This is a genomic window from Parashewanella spongiae, from assembly GCF_004358345.1.
GTDB classification, from domain to species: domain Bacteria; phylum Pseudomonadota; class Gammaproteobacteria; order Enterobacterales; family Shewanellaceae; genus Parashewanella; species Parashewanella spongiae.
Map to the genome: position 1 here is coordinate 375,344 of NZ_CP037952.1, position 19,594 is coordinate 394,937.

The following is a 19,594-nucleotide window of genomic DNA, read 5'->3' on the forward strand; positions in this document are numbered from 1 at the left end:
TCGCCATTACTGTGTTGTAATTTTTCCCCCGTAGCTAAGGATATGACTCATCGTTGTGCCTTGTACTACTTAGCAAATGCGCCCTAAAAAGATAGTTAATCAGTGTGATTGGTATTAAACCCCTCGAAAGAGGGATGTAAAAAATTACGTATTTAATCAGAATGTCAAAAAATTGACGTGTAGAGTTAATCTGATTAGACTCTAATTCTACTTCATATTTGTATAAAATATTTACTTCTCACGGATGAGAGTTTTAGGGGCTAACATGGATCGTTATACCGCACTGCAAGAAGGCACGTTTACCACTGTTTCTGGTCAAGTTTTCGTTAAGATAGGTGATATTGAATACCAAGCTGGCGAGAATGAATACTTACCGCAAGGGGCTAGTATTAGAGTCGCTAATGGCGCTCGCTTTCAAATTCAGTTCAAAGATGGACAAGTTTATTCAAATTCGAACCTTGAAGATAATAATACCCATTTAATCGAACTAAATGCTTTAACAGACATCCAAACTCTTCAAGATATTATTGCCGCGGGTGGTGATCCAACCATTGATTTACCAGAAACAGCAGCAGGTGGAGCACCGGCCAATGAAGGTGGATCAGGATTTACCACTCTCGAACGAGACGGCGCAGAAACAATCGCAACAACTCAATTCGAAACAAATGGAGCCCTAGCAACTGCTCTAGGTGCTACCTCTGAACAGGTCGAGTCTATATTAGATCTTGCCCCCGTGATTTCAGGTGTAGATTTCACTGGAGAATCAACTGAAGCAGGTGTAGACATCAATAATGCGCCTGTAGCAGGCACTCTTTCAGTTAGCGGCCAGATGACTGCTGTTGATGATATAGATGAAAACTTAACATGGAGTGTTGTCGGTGGAAGCAATCCGCATGGTGATTTCAGTATTGATGCTTCTACAGGGGCATGGGTATTTATCATTAACAATGATGCTGAAATTGTTCAATCTTTACAGACTGGGGAAAGCGAACAGCTAATTTACACTGTCCAAGTAACGGACAGTAATGGTGGAATAGACACGCAAGTTGTGACTATTACTGTGGTAGGTACCAACGATGCTCCCACTATTACCAGTGAAATATTTAATGCTAGCGTGACAGAATCAGGTGTGGATGAAAGCAATACCCCAGTTGATGGCGTGTTAAACATAGGCGGTCAATTAATTGCAAGTGATGTAGATAATTTAGGCAGTGATCTGAGTTGGAGCCTTCAATCTCAAAGCCAGCCAGAAGGTACTTTCACGGTAGACGCCACCACGGGTGAGTGGAACTTTGCACTCAATAACCAAGATCCAAGGGTACAAGCACTGCAAGACGGTGAAAGTTTTGATGTGACCTACACAGTACGTGTTAGTGATGGGTTAGGTGGTTTTGATGAACAAGTTGTGACCATCACCATTAACGGCACCAACGATGCGGCCATCGTCAGCAGCGCCAATGTTGAAGTGGATGAAACCAATGCGCCAATAGAGCTAAGCGGCACATTAACCGCCACAGACGTAGATAACCCAGATGACACCTTCATCAGCCAAAGTGTGGTGGGTCAATACGGCACCTTCACCTTAGACGCGAACGGCAACTGGAGCTTCACCGCCAACAGCGCCTTCGATGAGCTCAATGTGGGTGACAACGTCACAGAAACTTTCCCAGTCCAAAGTATCGACGGCACCCCAAGTCAGGTGACCATAACCATCAATGGCACCAACGATGCGGCCATCGTCAGCAGCGCCAATGTCGAAGTAGATGAAACTAATGCGCCAATAGAACTAAGCGGCACATTAACTGCCACAGACGTAGATAACCCAGACGATACCTTCATCAGCCAAAGTGTGGTGGGTCAATACGGCACCTTCACCTTAGACGCGAACGGCAACTGGAGCTTCACCGCCAACAGCGCCTTCGATGAGCTCAATGTGGGTGACAACGTCACAGAAACTTTCCCAGTCCAAAGTATCGACGGCACCCCAAGTCAGGTGACCATCACCATCAACGGCACCAACGATGCGGCCATCGTCAGCAGCGCCAATGTCGAAGTGGATGAAACTAATGCGCCAATAGAACTAAGCGGCACATTAACTGCCACAGACGTAGATAACCCAGACGATACCTTCATCAGCCAAAGTGTGGTGGGTCAATACGGCACCTTCACCTTAGACGCGAACGGCAACTGGAGCTTCACCGCCAACAGCGCCTTCGATGAGCTCAATGTGGGTGACAACGTCACAGAAACTTTCCCAGTCCAAAGTATCGACGGCACCCCAAGTCAGGTGACCATCACCATCAACGGCACCAACGATGCGGCCATCGTCAGCAGCGCCAATGTCGAAGTAGATGAAACTAATGCGCCAATAGAACTAAGCGGCACATTAACTGCCACAGACGTAGATAACCCAGATGACACCTTCATCAGCCAAAGTGTGGTGGGTCAATACGGCACCTTCACCTTAGACGCGAACGGCAACTGGAGCTTCACCGCCAACAGCGCCTTCGATGAGCTCAATGTGGGTGACAACGTCACAGAAACTTTCCCAGTCCAAAGTATCGACGGCACCCCAAGTCAGGTGACCATAACCATCAATGGCACCAACGATGCGGCCATCGTCAGCAGCGCCAATGTCGAAGTAGATGAAACTAATGCGCCAATAGAACTAAGCGGCACATTAACTGCCACAGACGTAGATAACCCAGACGACACCTTCATCAGCCAAAGTGTGGTGGGTCAATACGGCACCTTCACCTTAGATGCGAACGGCAACTGGAGCTTCACCGCCAACAGCGCCTTCGATGAGCTCAATGTGGGTGACAACGTCACAGAAACTTTCCCAGTCCAAAGTATCGACGGCACCCCAAGTCAGGTGACCATAACCATCAATGGCACCAACGATGCGGCCATCGTCAGCAGCGCCAATGTCGAAGTAGATGAAACTAATGCGCCAATAGAGCTAAGCGGCACATTAACCGCCACAGACGTAGATAACCCAGACGACACCTTCATCAGCCAAAGTGTGGTGGGTCAATACGGCACCTTCACCTTAGACGCGAACGGCAACTGGAGCTTCACCGCCAACAGCGCCTTCGATGAGCTCAATGTGGGTGACAACGTCACAGAAACTTTCCCAGTCCAAAGTATCGACGGCACCCCAAGTCAGGTGACCATCACCATCAACGGCACCAACGATGCGGCCATCGTCAGCAGCGCCAATGTCGAAGTAGATGAAACTAATGCGCCAATAGAGCTAAGCGGCACATTAACCGCCACAGACGTAGATAACCCAGACGACACCTTCATCAGCCAAAGTGTGGTGGGTCAATACGGCACCTTCACCTTAGACGCGAACGGCAACTGGAGCTTCACCGCCAACAGCGCCTTCGATGAGCTCAATGTGGGTGACAACGTCACAGAAACTTTCCCAGTCCAAAGTATCGACGGCACCCCAAGTCAGGTGACCATCACCATCAACGGCACCAACGATGCGGCCATCGTCAGCAGCGCCAATGTCGAAGTAGATGAAACTAATGCGCCAATAGAACTAAGCGGCACATTAACTGCCACAGACGTAGATAACCCAGATGACACCTTCATCAGCCAAAGTGTGGTGGGTCAATACGGCACCTTCACCTTAGACGCGAACGGCAACTGGAGCTTCACCGCCAACAGCGCCTTCGATGAGCTCAATGTGGGTGACAACGTCACAGAAACTTTCCCAGTCCAAAGTATCGACGGCACCCCAAGTCAGGTGACCATCACCATCAATGGCACCGACGACATACCAACCTTGGTCGCCGACACAGGCAGTGTGACCGAAGACACTGATGTGACCCAGAGCGGCATGCTGGAAGACAGTGGCACCTTAACTCCAGGCGTTGGCGGAGATGCCGGTGAAGATAAGTTCCTGCCCGGTAATTTCACAGGCCTGTACGGCACGCTGACATTAGATGCCGATGGCAATTGGGTCTACAGCGCCGACAACAGCCAAAGCGTGATCCAACTGCTGGGCGTGGGCGATCATTTGACCGACGTGTTTACGGTGTTTAATGCCGATGGCGTGACCAGCACCACAGTAACCATCACCATCAATGGCACCGATGACGTCCCGACCTTGGTCGCCGACGCCGGCAGTGTGACCGAAGACACTGATGTGACCCAAAGCGGTATGCTTGAAGACAGTGGCACCTTAACCCCAGGCGTTGGCGGAGATGCTGGTGAAGATAAGTTCCTGCCCGGCAATTTCACAGGTCTGTACGGCACGCTGACATTAGATGCCGATGGCAATTGGGTCTACAGCGCCGACAACAGCCAAAGCGTGATCCAACTGCTGGGCGTGGGCGATCATTTGACCGACGTGTTTACGGTGTTTAATGCCGATGGCGTGACCAGCACCACAGTGACCATCACCATCAATGGCACCGATGATGCACCGACCTTGGTCGCCGACACCGGCAGTGTGACCGAAGACACTGACGTGACCCAAAGCGGTATGCTGGAAGACAGTGGCACCTTAACCCCAGGCACTGGCGGAGATGCCGGTGAAGATAAATTCTTGCCCGGCAATTTCACAGGGCTGTACGGCACGCTGACATTAGATGCCGATGGCAATTGGGTCTACAACGCCGACAACAGCCAAAGCGTGATCCAACTACTGGGCGTGGGCGATCATTTGACCGACGTGTTTACGGTGTTTAATGCCGATGGCGTGACCAGCACCACAGTAACCATCACCATCAATGGCACCGATGACGTACCGACCTTGGTCGCCGACGCCGGCAGTGTGACCGAAGACACTGATGTGACCCAAAGCGGTATGCTTGAAGACAGTGGCACCTTAACCCCAGGCGTTGGCGGAGATGCTGGTGAAGATAAGTTCCTGCCCGGCAATTTCACAGGTCTGTACGGCACGCTGACATTAGATGCCGATGGCAATTGGGTCTACAGCGCCGACAACAGCCAAAGCGTGATCCAACTGCTGGGCGTGGGCGATCATTTGACCGACGTGTTTACGGTGTTTAATGCCGATGGCGTGACCAGCACCACAGTAACCATCACCATCAATGGCACCGATGACGTACCGACCTTGGTCGCCGACACCGGCAGTGTGACCGAAGACACTGATGTGACCCAAAGCGGTATGCTTGAAGACAGTGGCACCTTAATCCCTGGCACTGGCGGAGATGCCGGTGAAGATAAGTTCCTGCCCGGCAATTTCACAGGTCTGTACGGCACGCTGACATTAGATGCCGATGGCAATTGGGTCTACAGCGCCGACAACAGCCAAAGCGTGATCCAACTGCTGGGCGTGGGCGATCATTTGACCGACGTGTTTACGGTGTTTAATGCCGATGGCGTGACCAGCACCACAGTAACCATCACCATCAATGGCACCGATGATGCACCGACCTTGGTCGCCGACACCGGCAGTGTGACCGAAGACGTCGATGTGACCCAAAGCGGTATGCTGGAAGACAGTGGCACCTTAACCCCAGGCGTTGGCGGAGATGCTGGTGAAGATAAGTTCCTGCCCGGCAATTTCACAGGTCTGTACGGCACGCTGACATTAGATGCCGATGGCAATTGGGTCTACAGCGCCGACAACAGCCAAAGCGTGATCCAACTACTGGGCGTGGGCGATCATTTGACCGACGTGTTTACGGTGTTTAATGCCGATGGCGTGACCAGCACCACAGTAACCATCACCATCAATGGCACCGATGACGTACCGACCTTGGTCGCCGACGCCGGCAGTGTGACCGAAGACACTGATGTGACCCAAAGCGGTATGCTTGAAGACAGTGGCACCTTAACCCCAGGCGTTGGCGGAGATGCTGGTGAAGATAAGTTCCTGCCCGGCAATTTCACAGGTCTGTACGGCACGCTGACATTAGATGCCGATGGCAATTGGGTCTACAGCGCCGACAACAGCCAAAGCGTGATCCAACTGCTGGGCGTGGGCGATCATTTGACCGACGTATTCACGGTGTTTAATGCCGATGGCGTGACCAGCACCACAGTAACCATCACCATCAATGGCACCGATGACGTACCGACCTTGGTCGCCGACACCGGCAGTGTGACCGAAGACACTGATGTGACCCAAAGCGGTATGCTGAAAGACAGTGGCACCTTAACCCCAGGCGTTGGCGGAGATGCTGGTGAAGATAAGTTCCTGCCCGGCAATTTCACAGGTCTGTACGGCACGCTGACATTAGATGCCGATGGCAATTGGGTCTACAGCGCCGACAACAGCCAAAGCGTGATCCAACTGCTGGGCGTGGGCGATCATTTGACCGACGTGTTTACGGTGTTTAATGCCGATGGCGTGACCAGCACCACAGTAACCATCACCATCAATGGCACCGATGATGCACCGACCTTGGTCGCCGACACCGGCAGTGTGACCGAAGACACTGACGTGACCCAAAGCGGTATGCTGGAAGACAGTGGCACCTTAACCCCAGGCACTGGCGGAGATGCCGGTGAAGATAAATTCTTGCCCGGCAATTTCACAGGGCTGTACGGCACGCTGACATTAGATGCCGATGGCAATTGGGTCTACAACGCCGACAACAGCCAAAGCGTGATCCAACTACTGGGCGTGGGCGATCATTTGACCGACGTGTTTACGGTGTTTAATGCCGATGGCGTGACCAGCACCACAGTAACCATCACCATCAATGGCACCGATGACGTACCGACCTTGGTCGCCGACGCCGGCAGTGTGACCGAAGACACTGATGTGACCCAAAGCGGTATGCTTGAAGACAGTGGCACCTTAACCCCAGGCGTTGGCGGAGATGCTGGTGAAGATAAGTTCCTGCCCGGCAATTTCACAGGTCTGTACGGCACGCTGACATTAGATGCCGATGGCAATTGGGTCTACAGCGCCGACAACAGCCAAAGCGTGATCCAACTGCTGGGCGTGGGCGATCATTTGACCGACGTATTCACGGTGTTTAATGCCGATGGCGTGACCAGCACCACAGTGACCATCACCATCAATGGCACCGATGACGTACCGACCTTGGTCGCCGACACCGGCAGTGTGACCGAAGACACTGATGTGACCCAAAGCGGTATGCTGAAAGACAGTGGCACCTTAACCCCAGGCGTTGGCGGAGATGCTGGTGAAGATAAGTTCCTGCCCGGCAATTTCACAGGTCTGTACGGCACGCTGACATTAGATGCCGATGGCAATTGGGTCTACAGCGCCGACAACAGCCAAAGCGTGATCCAATTGCTGGGCGTGGGCGATCATTTGACCGACGTATTCACGGTGTTTAATGCCGATGGCGTGACCAGCACCACAGTGACCATCACCATCAATGGCACCGATGACGTACCGACCTTGGTCGCCGACACCGGCAGTGTGACCGAAGACGTCGATGTGACCCAAAGCGGTATGCTGGAAGACAGTGGCACCTTAACCCCAGGCGTTGGCGGAGATGCTGGTGAAGATAAGTTCCTGCCCGGCAATTTCACAGGTCTGTACGGCACGCTGACATTAGATGCCGATGGCAATTGGGTCTACAACGCCGACAACAGCCAAAGCGTGATCCAATTGCTGGGCGTGGGCGATCATTTGACCGACGTATTCACGGTGTTTAATGCCGATGGCGTGACCAGCACCACAGTGACCATCACCATCAATGGCACCGATGACGTACCGACCTTGGTCGCCGACACAGGCAGTGTGACCGAAGACACTGATGTGACCCAAAGCGGTATGCTGGAAGACAGTGGCACCTTAATCCCTGGCACTGGCGGAGATGCTGGTGAAGATAAGTTCCTGCCCGGCAATTTCACCGGTCTGTACGGCACGCTGACATTAGATGCCGATGGCAATTGGGTCTACAGCGCCGACAACAGCCAAAGCGTGATCCAACTGCTGGGCGTGGGCGATCATTTGACAGACGTGTTTACGGTGTTTAATGCCGATGGCGTGACCAGCACCACAGTGACCATCACCATCAATGGCACCAACGATGCGCCACATGCCGAAGACGACTGTGTTGAAATGACAGAATCAGACATTGCCTATAATACGGCTTATGTCGTCGATAGTCGTGGAAACTTAGCTTTAGTCAATTTAAGCACGGGCGCTCATACAAAAATTGCTGACACTGGGACGATATTTACTGACGTAGCAATATCAGAATCAGGTGAGTTATTCGGCATCACCTTTGAAGGCCTATATATAATTGATAAGCTGAGCGGAGAAGTGACAACGATTAATGAGCCACTTGACGCACGGGCTAATGCGTTGACCTTCTCAGATGATGGCCGACTCTATGCTGCCGGTGGTGGTACGATTTATGAATTGGATCCTACAGATGGCAGCGTGTTACATACTTATGACAACCTCGGCGTCCTTTCAGACGGCGACTTAGCCTTTCATAACGGTAATATGTATTGGACCACATATGATGGCGCACTATATGAAGTCGTAATAAATGAAACAACTGGGAACGCGACGGCAACTGAAGTCATTAGCGACTTAGGTCTAACTACCGGCAACTATGGCCTAGTCTCTGGACATGATGGCAATCTCTATGTGTTTTCAGGTAACACTGTTCTGCTTGTCGATCCCATCAATGGCACAACCGAAATTGTGTATAACTATGATGGAGCCGGCTCAGCGTTAGGAGCCACCATTCCAGCGGCAGTAGACAATGAAGCCACAGGTAATGTGCTTAATAATGACACCGACATTGACAATAACCATAGCTCACTTACGGTCACAGGCATTGAATTCAATGGCATGCCTTTCACTGTGGGTGATGTCATTAGTGGTACATATGGCTTCTTACAACTCCAGTCTAATGGCGAATTCGTATATCGTTTAGATGAGTCACGTGATGTTACACAAGATCTCGCAGAAGGAGAGCTTGCCTACGATGTGTTTACTTATACCATTTCTGACGGGAGTGGTGGCAGCGATACGGCGACATTAACCATTAAAATCACAGGTACCGATTCAGATTACCCTGCCAATGCTGCAGACGATAACTACACGATGGATGAAGATACGAGTCAGACTTTAGATCTATTGGCTAATGATGCCGCTGCAGATGGTGGATTAAGCATAACTTCCATCGCAGGTGTTGTACTCACAGGCAATGCTCAAACGATTGCTGTGGCTAACGGTATAGTATCGATTGCCTCAGACAGTACGATGAGCTTCATTCCAAACGCTAACTATAATGGTGACGTGACTTTTGATTACACGATAACCGATATAGATGGTGATACGGATAGTGCGACTGTTGTTATACAAGTGATGCCTGTAGTAGATCCGATTGTTATTACTCCGACGAATACTTTAGTGTCAGAAGAAGCATTAGCTGGACTTGGTGTGATTGACGGAATTGAAGACAGCAATGATAGCGTTTCTGACACTGGCTCTATAACAATTCAGAACAACGATGAGTTACCGCTTGTGGTTTCACTCGTTGGACCATTAGGGATTACATCGAATCAACAAGCCGTTCAATGGAATTGGGAGCAAGCAACAGGCGTTTTGACTGGATATATTGGGAGCATCGGGGATAATTCGTATCAATCAATATTAACAATTCAACTGTTTGAGCCAAGCACTTCTGATTCGGATGAATGGACTTACGACGTTACACTCATAGGAACGATTGATCATCCTGATGTCGAGTCTGAAGATATTAAGGATATTCTATTTGGCATTAACGTTAGTGATGATCAAGGAAACAATCTTGCGAACGAAAACTTTACTGTGAATGTTGAAGATGATGCGGTTTATGCAGAAACTGTAATCAATGAATTCAATTTAGTGGTTGATAGTTTTACAGCAAGCGGTGTCGAAGCCAATTGGCTGCCACAAAATGATCATCATCATACTGTGATTTACTTCGATGGTAGCGATTTGCCCAATGAAGGAGGGACAGATAACGACTCTGGTAATGATCAAATCCGTTGGGGAACACCTCATACTTCTTCAGATAACGGCTACCAATCTGGTTATGGCTTTATTGATAACGACATTGGCTTAGGTGGTGAAATAGCAGTGAATCAAGAGATAGTGCTGGGCACTTTTACCCATTACAACTATCCGCAAAATACAGGTACAAGTATTACTTCTGCAACCATGAATATTACTTTTACCTTGACAGATGCTTCAGGTAATCAAACCCCTGTAAGCATGGACATTGATTTTGATCATAATGAAACTCCAAATACTGGTGGAGTTGGTGATGACATCATTACTATAGGTCAAACGACTGTTACCTTTAATTACGAAGGTCAATTTTATACCATTCAAGTGCAAGGGTTTAGGGAAGTTGGAGGTGACGGTGAATCCGTTACAACAATTTATACCCCAGAAAATGATTCAACCAGTTATGAGTTAGTTGTTTTCATTGTTCCAGGCGTTGGATTTGTGCCGCCAATGACGACAGGCACAGTGATTGACTCTAATGTCACAGGTGCCGACCAAGGTTTTGAACTGATCTCCGTATCCAATGAAACAGGCAATGTTGCCATTGTGAATGGCTCGGCACAAATCGTCGGTCTTTACGGTACTTTATTAATCGACTCTAACGGCGGATATACTTATACCTTAAATACCCATGCAACAGATGATTTAGAGGGGCAAACGGATGTATTCAGCTACATGATTGAAGATGCTGACGGTGATAGCACTACGGCAGATTTAATCATTGATCTTAATCTAGTTAATAACGATCAGCTAAATACACTCACAACAATTGAAGATGCAGAAGATATAAGCACCGAACAAGCTAGTGTATTATCAGTGAATGAATTGTTACAGGTTGATTATCAAGCTATGCCAGAATATTATTCAAACAATAATTATTCTAATACGTCTGCTGAATCTGTTAATGAAATAGAGAGTGAGCAACAGCTTGTCTTAACAAATGTCAACAATTTGACGCAATATGTTGGTAGTGACACTGCAGATGCTGGTATCATTAACCATTTGTTTGATATTAATAGTCAAAGTGGTGCGATTGTTGAAACTGAGCAAGGTGGTTTAAACCTTCAAACACCAACACAAACGCTGAATGAGATATATAATCATGACGCGTTTAAAAGTGGTGAGTTGATGCCATAGTCGTTCCATTGCTATTAGACGTAACCGTTTATTTATTCGGTTTAAGAATGTTGTACCGACTTTAAAGCTTATAAAGACGAATAAGTTGGTACAGCATTAAAAGAATAAAAACGATTGTGGGATGAAAATAATAATAAGGAATAACAAAAAAAGTGTCAGCGACCGTGTCTGAAAAAACTGAGCAATGGACGATTTCAGCATCTCAAAGAGTATTTGTTGATCCATTACTTGACAGTTTAGTGCTACTTACAGAACATTTTGGTAATCCATGCTCCAGCGAATCTTTGGCGGCAGGCTTACCACTGCAAAATGCTGCACTCACGCCAGATTTATTTCCACAAGCGGCATCTCGGGCTGGTTTGTCTGCAAAACTTGCTCGGAAAGGGTTAGACAGTGTCTCGCCAATAATGCTGCCTTGTATCTTGCTGTTAAAAGATAAAAAATCTTGCATTTTACGTGAGCTCGATACAGAGAATGATACTGCCATTATCCAACTGCCTGAATCTGGTGGTGAGCAAAAATTAACCATTGAGGCGCTCGAAGCACTTTATGTGGGTTATTTATTTTTGGTTAAACAAAAATATCGTGGAGATAGAGGTTTTGATGTCCATGTACATGAAAATAAAGGTCACTGGCTCTGGCAAACTTTAAAAGATGCATTCCCTATCTACCGTGATGCGCTTATTGCCTCTGTACTGGTTAATTTATTCGCTTTGGTTTCCCCGCTGTTTATCATGAATGTCTATGACAAAGTGGTGCCTAATTTAGCATTTGAATCATTATGGGTATTGGCAATTGGAGCCTTTATCGCTTATGTGTTTGATTTGGTCATGCGCCAATTACGAAGTTACTTGGTGGATATAGCCAGTAAAAAAATTGATATTATCGTGTCCTCCCAATTGTTTGCTAAAGCGATTGGTTTACCATTGGAAAAGCGTTCGCCTAGCATTGGGGGTATGGCTAAGCAGTTAGGCGAGTTTGATCATATTAGAGAATTTCTCGCTTCCGTTACCATATTAGCCTTAGTAGACATACCTTTTGCCGTCTTTTTCTTAACCATTATTTGGCTGGTAGCTGGGGACTTAGCGTTAGTACCGCTTGTAGGTGGCGCATTGATTATTGCGTTCACTTTATATATTCAACCTAAATTAAAACTCGCAATTGAAGAAGGGAATAAATTCGCCAGTTTAAAACACGGTCACTTGATTGAAAGCTTATCAGCATTAGAGTCGATTAAAGCAAGTGGCGCCGAAGGTGTATTGCAAAAAAGCTGGCAACAAATGACTGGGCACAGCGCCACTTGGCAGCTTAAGTCAAAAAAACTTTCGAATTCTGTTTCAAATGTCGCGAACTTTGTAGTGCAACTGACAACGGTTTCAGTGGTTATATTAGGTGTATATCGTGTTGCCGATAATGCGATCTCCATGGGGGGGATCATTGCTGCGGTGATGTTATCGAGCCGAGCTATTTCTCCAATGGCGCAATTGGCAAATCTGATGACGCGCGCCAATTCTACTGTCAGTTCTTTGCGTCAGCTTGATGAAATTATGCAACAAGAGGATGAGTTTGAAAATAAAGGTCACCTCGTTAGTAAACAACGTTTACAAGGTAAAATTGATTTAGATCGAGTGGGTTTTAGTTACCCAAATTCGGAAAAGCCCGTTTTGCAATCGTTAACACTTTCGATAAAGCCCGGCGAGCGAGTAGCAATTATTGGTCGTAATGGCTCAGGTAAAAGTACTTTAGCGAAGTTGCTCTTAGGATTATATCAACCGACTGAAGGAAGCTTACGGTATGATGGCATCGACTCAGATCAAGTACACCCAAGTGATTTACGTCGTAACTTTGGCTACTTGCCTCAAGATGTCACCTTATTTCATGGTTCAATTCGCGATAACATTTTGTTCGGAATAGGCCAAGTTTCTGAGCACCAGCTTATTCGTGCCGTTCAGTTATCCGGTGTGAGCCAATTTACCAATTTAGAATCAGAAGGACTAGATAAACAAGTCGGAGAAGGAGGGTTAACCCTCAGTCGAGGACAACGTCAAACTGTAGCGTTAGCTAGAGCTAGCCTTAACGACCCGCCATTGCTTTTAATGGATGAACCGACAGCTAGCTTAGATGCAAGGGCAGAAAAGCAGTTTGTTCAATCTATGGGGCATGTTAGTAAAGACCGCAGTTTGATTTTAATTACTCACAAAATGCATTTGTTGCAATTGGTTGATCGTATTTTAGTTTTGGATCATGGACATCTCGTTGCTGATGGACCTAAAGAAAGGATTATTGCGCAGCTTAATAGTGGTCAGCTTTCAGGGAGGAATGTTTAATGAGTAAAAAACTCAATACCTCTGATCTGGAAATGGTGGATGACGTCTATGGCGCAATGATGACCGATGCGCCAAGAGCACATAGGCTAATTATTTGGTCATTAGCGAGTATGATGGTGTGTTTTGCTATTTGGTCATATTTTTCAGAACTTGATCAAGTGACTACAGGTGTGGGTAAAGTGATCCCCTCATCACAAGTGCAACTGATCCAAAGCTTAGATGGAGGCGTGCTCCAAGAATTATATGTACATGAAGGCATGCTGGTGACGAAAGGTCAGCCTCTGGTCAGAATTGATGATACTCGATTTCGATCCGATTATGCTCAACAAGAGCAGGAAGTCGTTGGCTTGGAAGCTAATATTATTCGCCTACGAGCTGAACTTAATAGTATTATCGTTGCGGACAGCAGTACAGGTTGGCGCAAACAGGTCAAAATCAATAAACAACTGCTCACTTTCCCCGATGTACTAAAGGCTGCAGAGCCTGAGCTCATTAAACGTCAACAAGAAGAATATAATGGCCGACTAGATAACTTAGACAATCAATTAGAAATTCTAGCGAGACAAATTCAGCAACGTAATCAAGAAGTGCGCGAATTGTCCTCCAAAATTAAAACGCTGAATACCAGCCACCAGTTGGTGATCCGAGAGTTGGACTTAACTAGACCACTGGCAGAAAAGGGAATTGTGCCTGAAGTCGAATTATTGAAACTTGAGCGTAGTGTTAACGATATTCAAGGTGAACTTCAAGGACTCAAGTTATTAAGACCAAAAATCAAAGCCAGTTTCGATGAAGCTATTTTAAAGCGTCGAGAAGCCGTATTTGTTTATGCAGCAGACAATCGTTCGCAACTGAATGAAATGCAAACGCGACTCTCACGTATGACCGAAGCACAAGTGGGCGCTCAAGATAAAGTCAGCCGAGCGATTATCATCTCTCCTGTGACAGGGACAATTAAAACCTTACACATTAATACCTTGGGAGGAGTGGTACAGCCAGGGGTTGATATTGTTGAGATTGTTCCAACAGAAGACAAGCTATTAATAGAAGCTAAAGTCAGCCCTAAAGACATCGCTTTTTTGCATCCAGGTCTTCCTGCAGTGGTTAAAGTTACTGCTTATGACTTTACCCGATATGGTGGTTTAGAAGGCACATTGGAACACATCAGTGCAGATACTACTCAAGACGAAGAAGGGAACAGTTTTTATTTGGTTCGCGTACGTACCGCGGAGTCAAGTTTAATGAAGCAAGATGGCACTCAGATGCCAATTATTCCGGGAATGCTAACATCCGTTGATGTTATCACCGGACAAAGAAGTATTTTAGAATACATTCTTAATCCAATTTTACGAGCTAGAGATACGGCGCTCAGAGAGCGTTAAGATAAAAACATGGGAGATAGATAAAATGGACCTTACAAGGATTAGGCAAATAAAGCGCAAACGGATTGCACTGGCCTTAGCAGCCTGTTTACTTCCTGGGATCGCAAGTAGTCAGTCACTAGAGCAAACAGTTGCCCACACCCTCGATACGAATCCTGATATTCGTATCGCATATTCACGTTTTAAAGTACGGGAAGAGCAACATAATCAAGCTTGGTCAGGGTATTTACCTACAGTAGATATCACAGCCGGTTATGGTTACGAATACACTGATTCACCAGGTACACGTCGCGATGCTTCTATCGCAGGAAATCGTGATGAAGAACTTGAACGTGGTGAGTTTGGTGTCAGTATCCGACAATTGTTATTTGATGGCTTTTACACCAGCAGTGAATCACAGCGTACAAGCTTTGAAGCGAGTGCAGAGCAGTGGACACTTTTTGCTGCCGCAGAAGATGTTGCATTGGATGTGGCTCGAGTATATCTCAACTTCTTGCACACACAAGAAGTGCTAAAGTTGTCTGAGAAGAACTTAAAAAGTCACAAAGATATTTATGATCAAATTAAGCAAAGAACGGACTCAGGTTTAGGTTCTATTGCTGATTTATCACAAATTTCTGGCCGTTTAGCACGTGCGAATGCCAATGTTATTGCCGCTAAAAATAACTTTTATGATGCTAAAGCACAGTTTGTCAGAATTGTTGAAATGGAGCCTGAGAATTTAGTGGTACCAGTACCGGATCTCGACATGCTTCCAAAAGACTTAAGTGCAAGCTTGATGATGGCAAACCAGAATCACCCAATTCTAAAAGCTGCGGCTCATGATATTAAAGCGGCCAAGTTTGAGCGCGAAGCGTCACAATCGAATTATTATCCAAAATTAACATTGGAAGTAAATGGTAATTTGAACAATGACTTGAACGGTGAGGATGGCATTACTCTAACTAACTTGAATGGAAGCGGCCATAGCAATGATGTGCAAGCCATGGTGCGCTTACGTTATAACTTATACGCAGGCGGCAAAGATTTAGCGCGTGAAAAAGAGGCGGCTTATAAAATCAGTGAAGCTAAGCAAACTCGTGAGCGTGCTCATAGACAAGTTGTTGAAGGCGTAAACCTCGCTTGGAATGCTTATGAATTGCTTGGCCCACAAAAGCAATATATCCGTGAACATGTCGAAGCCTCTAAGCAAACTCAAACGGCTTATTCTCAACAATTCAATTTAGGTCAGCGTACTTTGCTTGATTTGCTTGATACTGAGAATGAACTGTTTGAGTCACGTAAAAATTACTTGAGTGCAGAATTTGATGAGATCATCGCGAAATATCGCGTGTTGAATTCAAACGGGCGCTTGCTTGATTCACTTCGTGTAACTTCTCCTGAGCAGTGGCAAGGTGAAAACGATTATTCAGAAGGAGCAGAATAAATGAGAACCTTAATATTACTATTGAGCATCACCCTCGTAGGGGCTTGCTCTATGAGCGATACCGTTCCGATGAACGGTTCAACCATACAAAAAAACGACCTTAATGATCAAGATAAAGATGGTGTAATTGTTGCTCGTGATCGCTGTATGGATACAATTATAGGAGCTGAAATTGACAACTATGGCTGCGGTACCGTTAAAAGTATTAACGAACGCAAAGAGTTGAAAGTACAATTTGCCAACGACTCAGCTTACCTTGCACCAAAATACTTTGGTCAATTGGAAGAGCTAGCGGCTTTTATGAATAAGTACCCAACAACCAAAGTCACCATTGAAGGGCATTGCAGTAAGTCTGGTACTTATGAGCATAACTTAGCTTTATCTCAAAACCGTGCAGAAGCGGTAACAGCTGTTTTATCACAGAAGTTTAGCATTGATCCTTCACGTCTAACCGCAATCGGTTATAGTTATGATAAACCATTGGATAATAGTGAAAGTGCTTATGCCAATGCTCGTAACCGTCGTGTTGTTGCTGAGTTGATGGGTGAAGACAGTTCAGCCGCTTATAAATGGACAATTTATACGGTGGATCAATAAGGTAATTATGTTGTATGAGTGGTAGAGCCAAGCCGTATCAGGTTCGCAGTAAAATAAAACAGGCCAGCACATTGATGCTGGCCCTGTTAGCTTTAGGACTGTTTGGTGCATCGCCACCACAGTTGAATAAGTCTACAACGATTGCCGCTTTAGAATCTCGATATGGGGAACGGGCAGGGAAGCGTGCGAATGCTTGGTTTCAGGTATTGGAGTCAAATCATAGCAACAGCGAATTAGAACGCCTTGAGCAAGTAAACCGCTTTTTTAATCTGTTTCGCTTTATGGATGATATTAAGCTTTGGGGGCAATCAAATTACTGGGCAACACCGATGGAATTTATCGGGGTTAATGCTGGAGATTGTGAAGACTTCTCTATTGCTAAGTACTTTACCTTGTTACAACTCGGTGTTCCTGAAGAAAAAATGCGTATCACCATGGTAAAGGCCACCAGTGTTCGCCAATATCACATGGTATTGGCTTACTATGAAACTCCTGGTTCGGTACCGCTGATTTTAGATAACTTAGATAAAAAAATTAAACGAGCGACAGAGCGAACGGATTTGCTACCAGTTTACAGTTTTAATGGTAAACAATTGTGGCTGAATAAAGAGAAAGGTCGAGGTGTGTTAGCAGGATCATCTACACGCTTGAAAAAATGGAACGATCTCAATCAAAGGTTAGGAGTCGATCGCCTTCGACTGCCGAAACTGATTTTGGAGTAGCTAAACAATGACGTTATTTCGACAAATATACGCCTTACTATTTGGTCTGTTTATTTTGGTGATCGTAAGTGTGGGGTATGTACAATTCACAGAAACACAAAAATTTTTGACCAAGCAAATGGAATCTGACATCAATAATGCCAGTCACTCACTGGGATTGATGTTAGTACCTGCACTAGAAGCTGGGGATATGGTTCAAGCTGAAACTTTGGTCAATGTCATTTTCGAAGGCGGTTTTTATCAACAAGTGAAATTGGTTTGGCAAGTAGATGGTAAAGAGCAAATTTGGACCAACCCAATGCACATCCAAGGTGTTCCAAAATGGTTTACCGAATTAGAATTGTTTACACCTATCCGTATAGAAAGTACCGTTACTTCTGGTTGGTTGCAGCTCGCAACATTAGAAATTACCGCCCACCCTGGGTTTGGCTACCATGAAATGTGGCGCATCATGTCAAATGTGGTCATTTTATTTGGCACTCTGTTTTTAATTACAATTGTTTGTGCCAGATTTGGATTGAGTTTTTTGCTAGCTCCCTTGCATGGTCTCGCGGAACATTCTCGAAATATGGCGAAACAGCAATTTGGCCCTGATCTGCCGTTGCCCAAGACACGTGAGCTGCAAGATGTCGTGCAAGCTTTCAACAACATGTCGAGCAAACTCGGTAAGGTATTTGTCTCTTTAGATACAGAAGTAGCTAATTTGCGTGAGAAAAATTTAATTGATAACGTTTCAGGCTTGCCAAATCGGCAATATATGATGGGTCGTTTGGACAGCTGGCTAGCCGAACCAGGAAGCGGTGCAGTGTTGTTGGTCAAATTTGATTGGCTGGAAACCGTACACAGTAAATATGGCTATCAAGTCAGAGACCAAACCATTCGTATTCTTTCAGAGATGCTCCAAAAAGAATTAGATCAAATATCACCTTCAGTTGTCGCACGTATTGCCGCCTTTGAATTTGCATTTTTGGTTACCGACGTCGAGCATGAACAATTAAGTCGTTATTTACAGTGTTTAATTCGAACCGTAAATCAAGAACTCAGCAAAGCAGGATGTAAGCCAAATCAAGAATTCTCCATAGGTATTGCTGAGCGTAATGGCGAGATGAAAACTTCTGATATTCTGGCTCAAGCGGACAATGCACAGCAACAAGCCACCTTAGAAAATAAAGCCTTCGTTTGGCTGGAGTCTGATCATAAACAGCGGCTCAATCGAGAACAATGGCGTGCCAGTTTATCAGAGGCCATTGAAGGTCAGAAGTTCCGATTCCGTTGGCAATCGGTACAATTATGTGGTGGCAATAAGGTGCTACACCGTGAGGTATATTGTCAATTAGAGTTAGAGGATGAATTCATTCATGCGGGGCAATTTATGCCTTACATCGAATTATTGTCCTTAGGCAGTTTATTGGATAAATGTCTGATTCAATCGGTGTATGACATTGGTCTTGCGGAAAAACACTCTGAACCTTTAGCGATAAATCTTACCCAACAAAGTATTAAGGATGTTGACTTTCACGATTGGTTACAAGAATTTCTAGCAGGTTGTAAACATACTAAAAAGCTATGCTTTGAATTACCTGAAGCTGCTGTTCATAGTGATCTTGAATCTTGTAAACGATTATGCGAAGTAGTTCGAGACAATGGTGCTCAAATAGGGATTGATCATTTTGGTCGCCAGCTTGGCTCTATGGGCTATCTTCAGCAGTTATTGCCAGACTATGTAAAATTAGATCAAGCATTTTCTAATCGAGTGGTTGAAACGGATACTCGGGAATTGTGCCACGCCTTAATTAATGTCGCAAAAGGGCTTGATATCATGGTGGTTGCTACAGGCATTCAATACACTGAAGAGTTGGCGCATTTTACAAAACTTAATATCAATTCTTATCAAGGGTTTATTCAGCCTCCAGAAGATATAAACGTTTAAAATTGGTATTATTTACAAATGTAATGTGAAATAGTTTTGAACAATATTCAGAACTATTTCATTTATTTATGCCCTGTTTATACAATCTAAACCT

7 protein-coding genes are annotated in these 19,594 nt (G+C 45.8%); all 7 read left to right on the top strand.

Annotated elements, in window-relative coordinates:
- The first annotated feature begins 265 nt into the window (after positions 1 to 265).
- The 7 genes from E2I05_RS01405 (at position 266) to E2I05_RS01435 (ending at position 19,500) form a co-directional block, all read left to right on the top strand.
- Positions 266 to 11,116: a retention module-containing protein gene (locus E2I05_RS01405; protein WP_170179606.1), complete on the top strand. Its 10,851-nt coding sequence runs from the start codon at positions 266 to 268 to the stop codon at positions 11,114 to 11,116.
- A 152-nt stretch (positions 11,117 to 11,268) separates the two neighbouring features.
- Positions 11,269 to 13,443, top strand: coding sequence for a type I secretion system permease/ATPase (locus E2I05_RS01410; RefSeq protein ID WP_121853321.1), 2,175 nt, complete (start codon positions 11,269 to 11,271; stop codon positions 13,441 to 13,443).
- Positions 13,443 to 14,825 carry an HlyD family type I secretion periplasmic adaptor subunit gene (locus E2I05_RS01415; RefSeq protein ID WP_121853320.1) on the top strand — a complete coding sequence of 461 codons (1,383 nt, stop codon included), beginning with the start codon at positions 13,443 to 13,445 and terminating at the stop codon, positions 14,823 to 14,825. Before E2I05_RS01410 ends, E2I05_RS01415 begins: the two co-directional genes overlap by 1 nt.
- A gap of 25 nt (positions 14,826 to 14,850) precedes the next feature.
- Positions 14,851 to 16,251: a TolC family outer membrane protein gene (locus E2I05_RS01420; protein ID WP_121853319.1), complete on the top strand. Its 1,401-nt coding sequence runs from the start codon at positions 14,851 to 14,853 to the stop codon at positions 16,249 to 16,251.
- Positions 16,252 to 16,848 carry an OmpA family protein gene (locus tag E2I05_RS01425; RefSeq protein ID WP_121853318.1) on the top strand — a complete coding sequence of 199 codons (597 nt, stop codon included), beginning with the start codon at positions 16,252 to 16,254 and terminating at the stop codon, positions 16,846 to 16,848. It abuts the gene before it with no gap.
- A gap of 14 nt (positions 16,849 to 16,862) precedes the next feature.
- Positions 16,863 to 17,570, top strand: coding sequence for a transglutaminase-like cysteine peptidase (locus tag E2I05_RS01430; RefSeq protein WP_121853317.1), 708 nt, complete (start codon positions 16,863 to 16,865; stop codon positions 17,568 to 17,570).
- 7 nt (positions 17,571 to 17,577) lie between these two features.
- Positions 17,578 to 19,500, top strand: a complete 1,923-nt coding sequence (locus E2I05_RS01435) for a bifunctional diguanylate cyclase/phosphodiesterase (protein WP_121853316.1) — start codon at positions 17,578 to 17,580, stop codon at positions 19,498 to 19,500.
- The last annotated feature ends 94 nt before the right edge of the window (positions 19,501 to 19,594 follow it).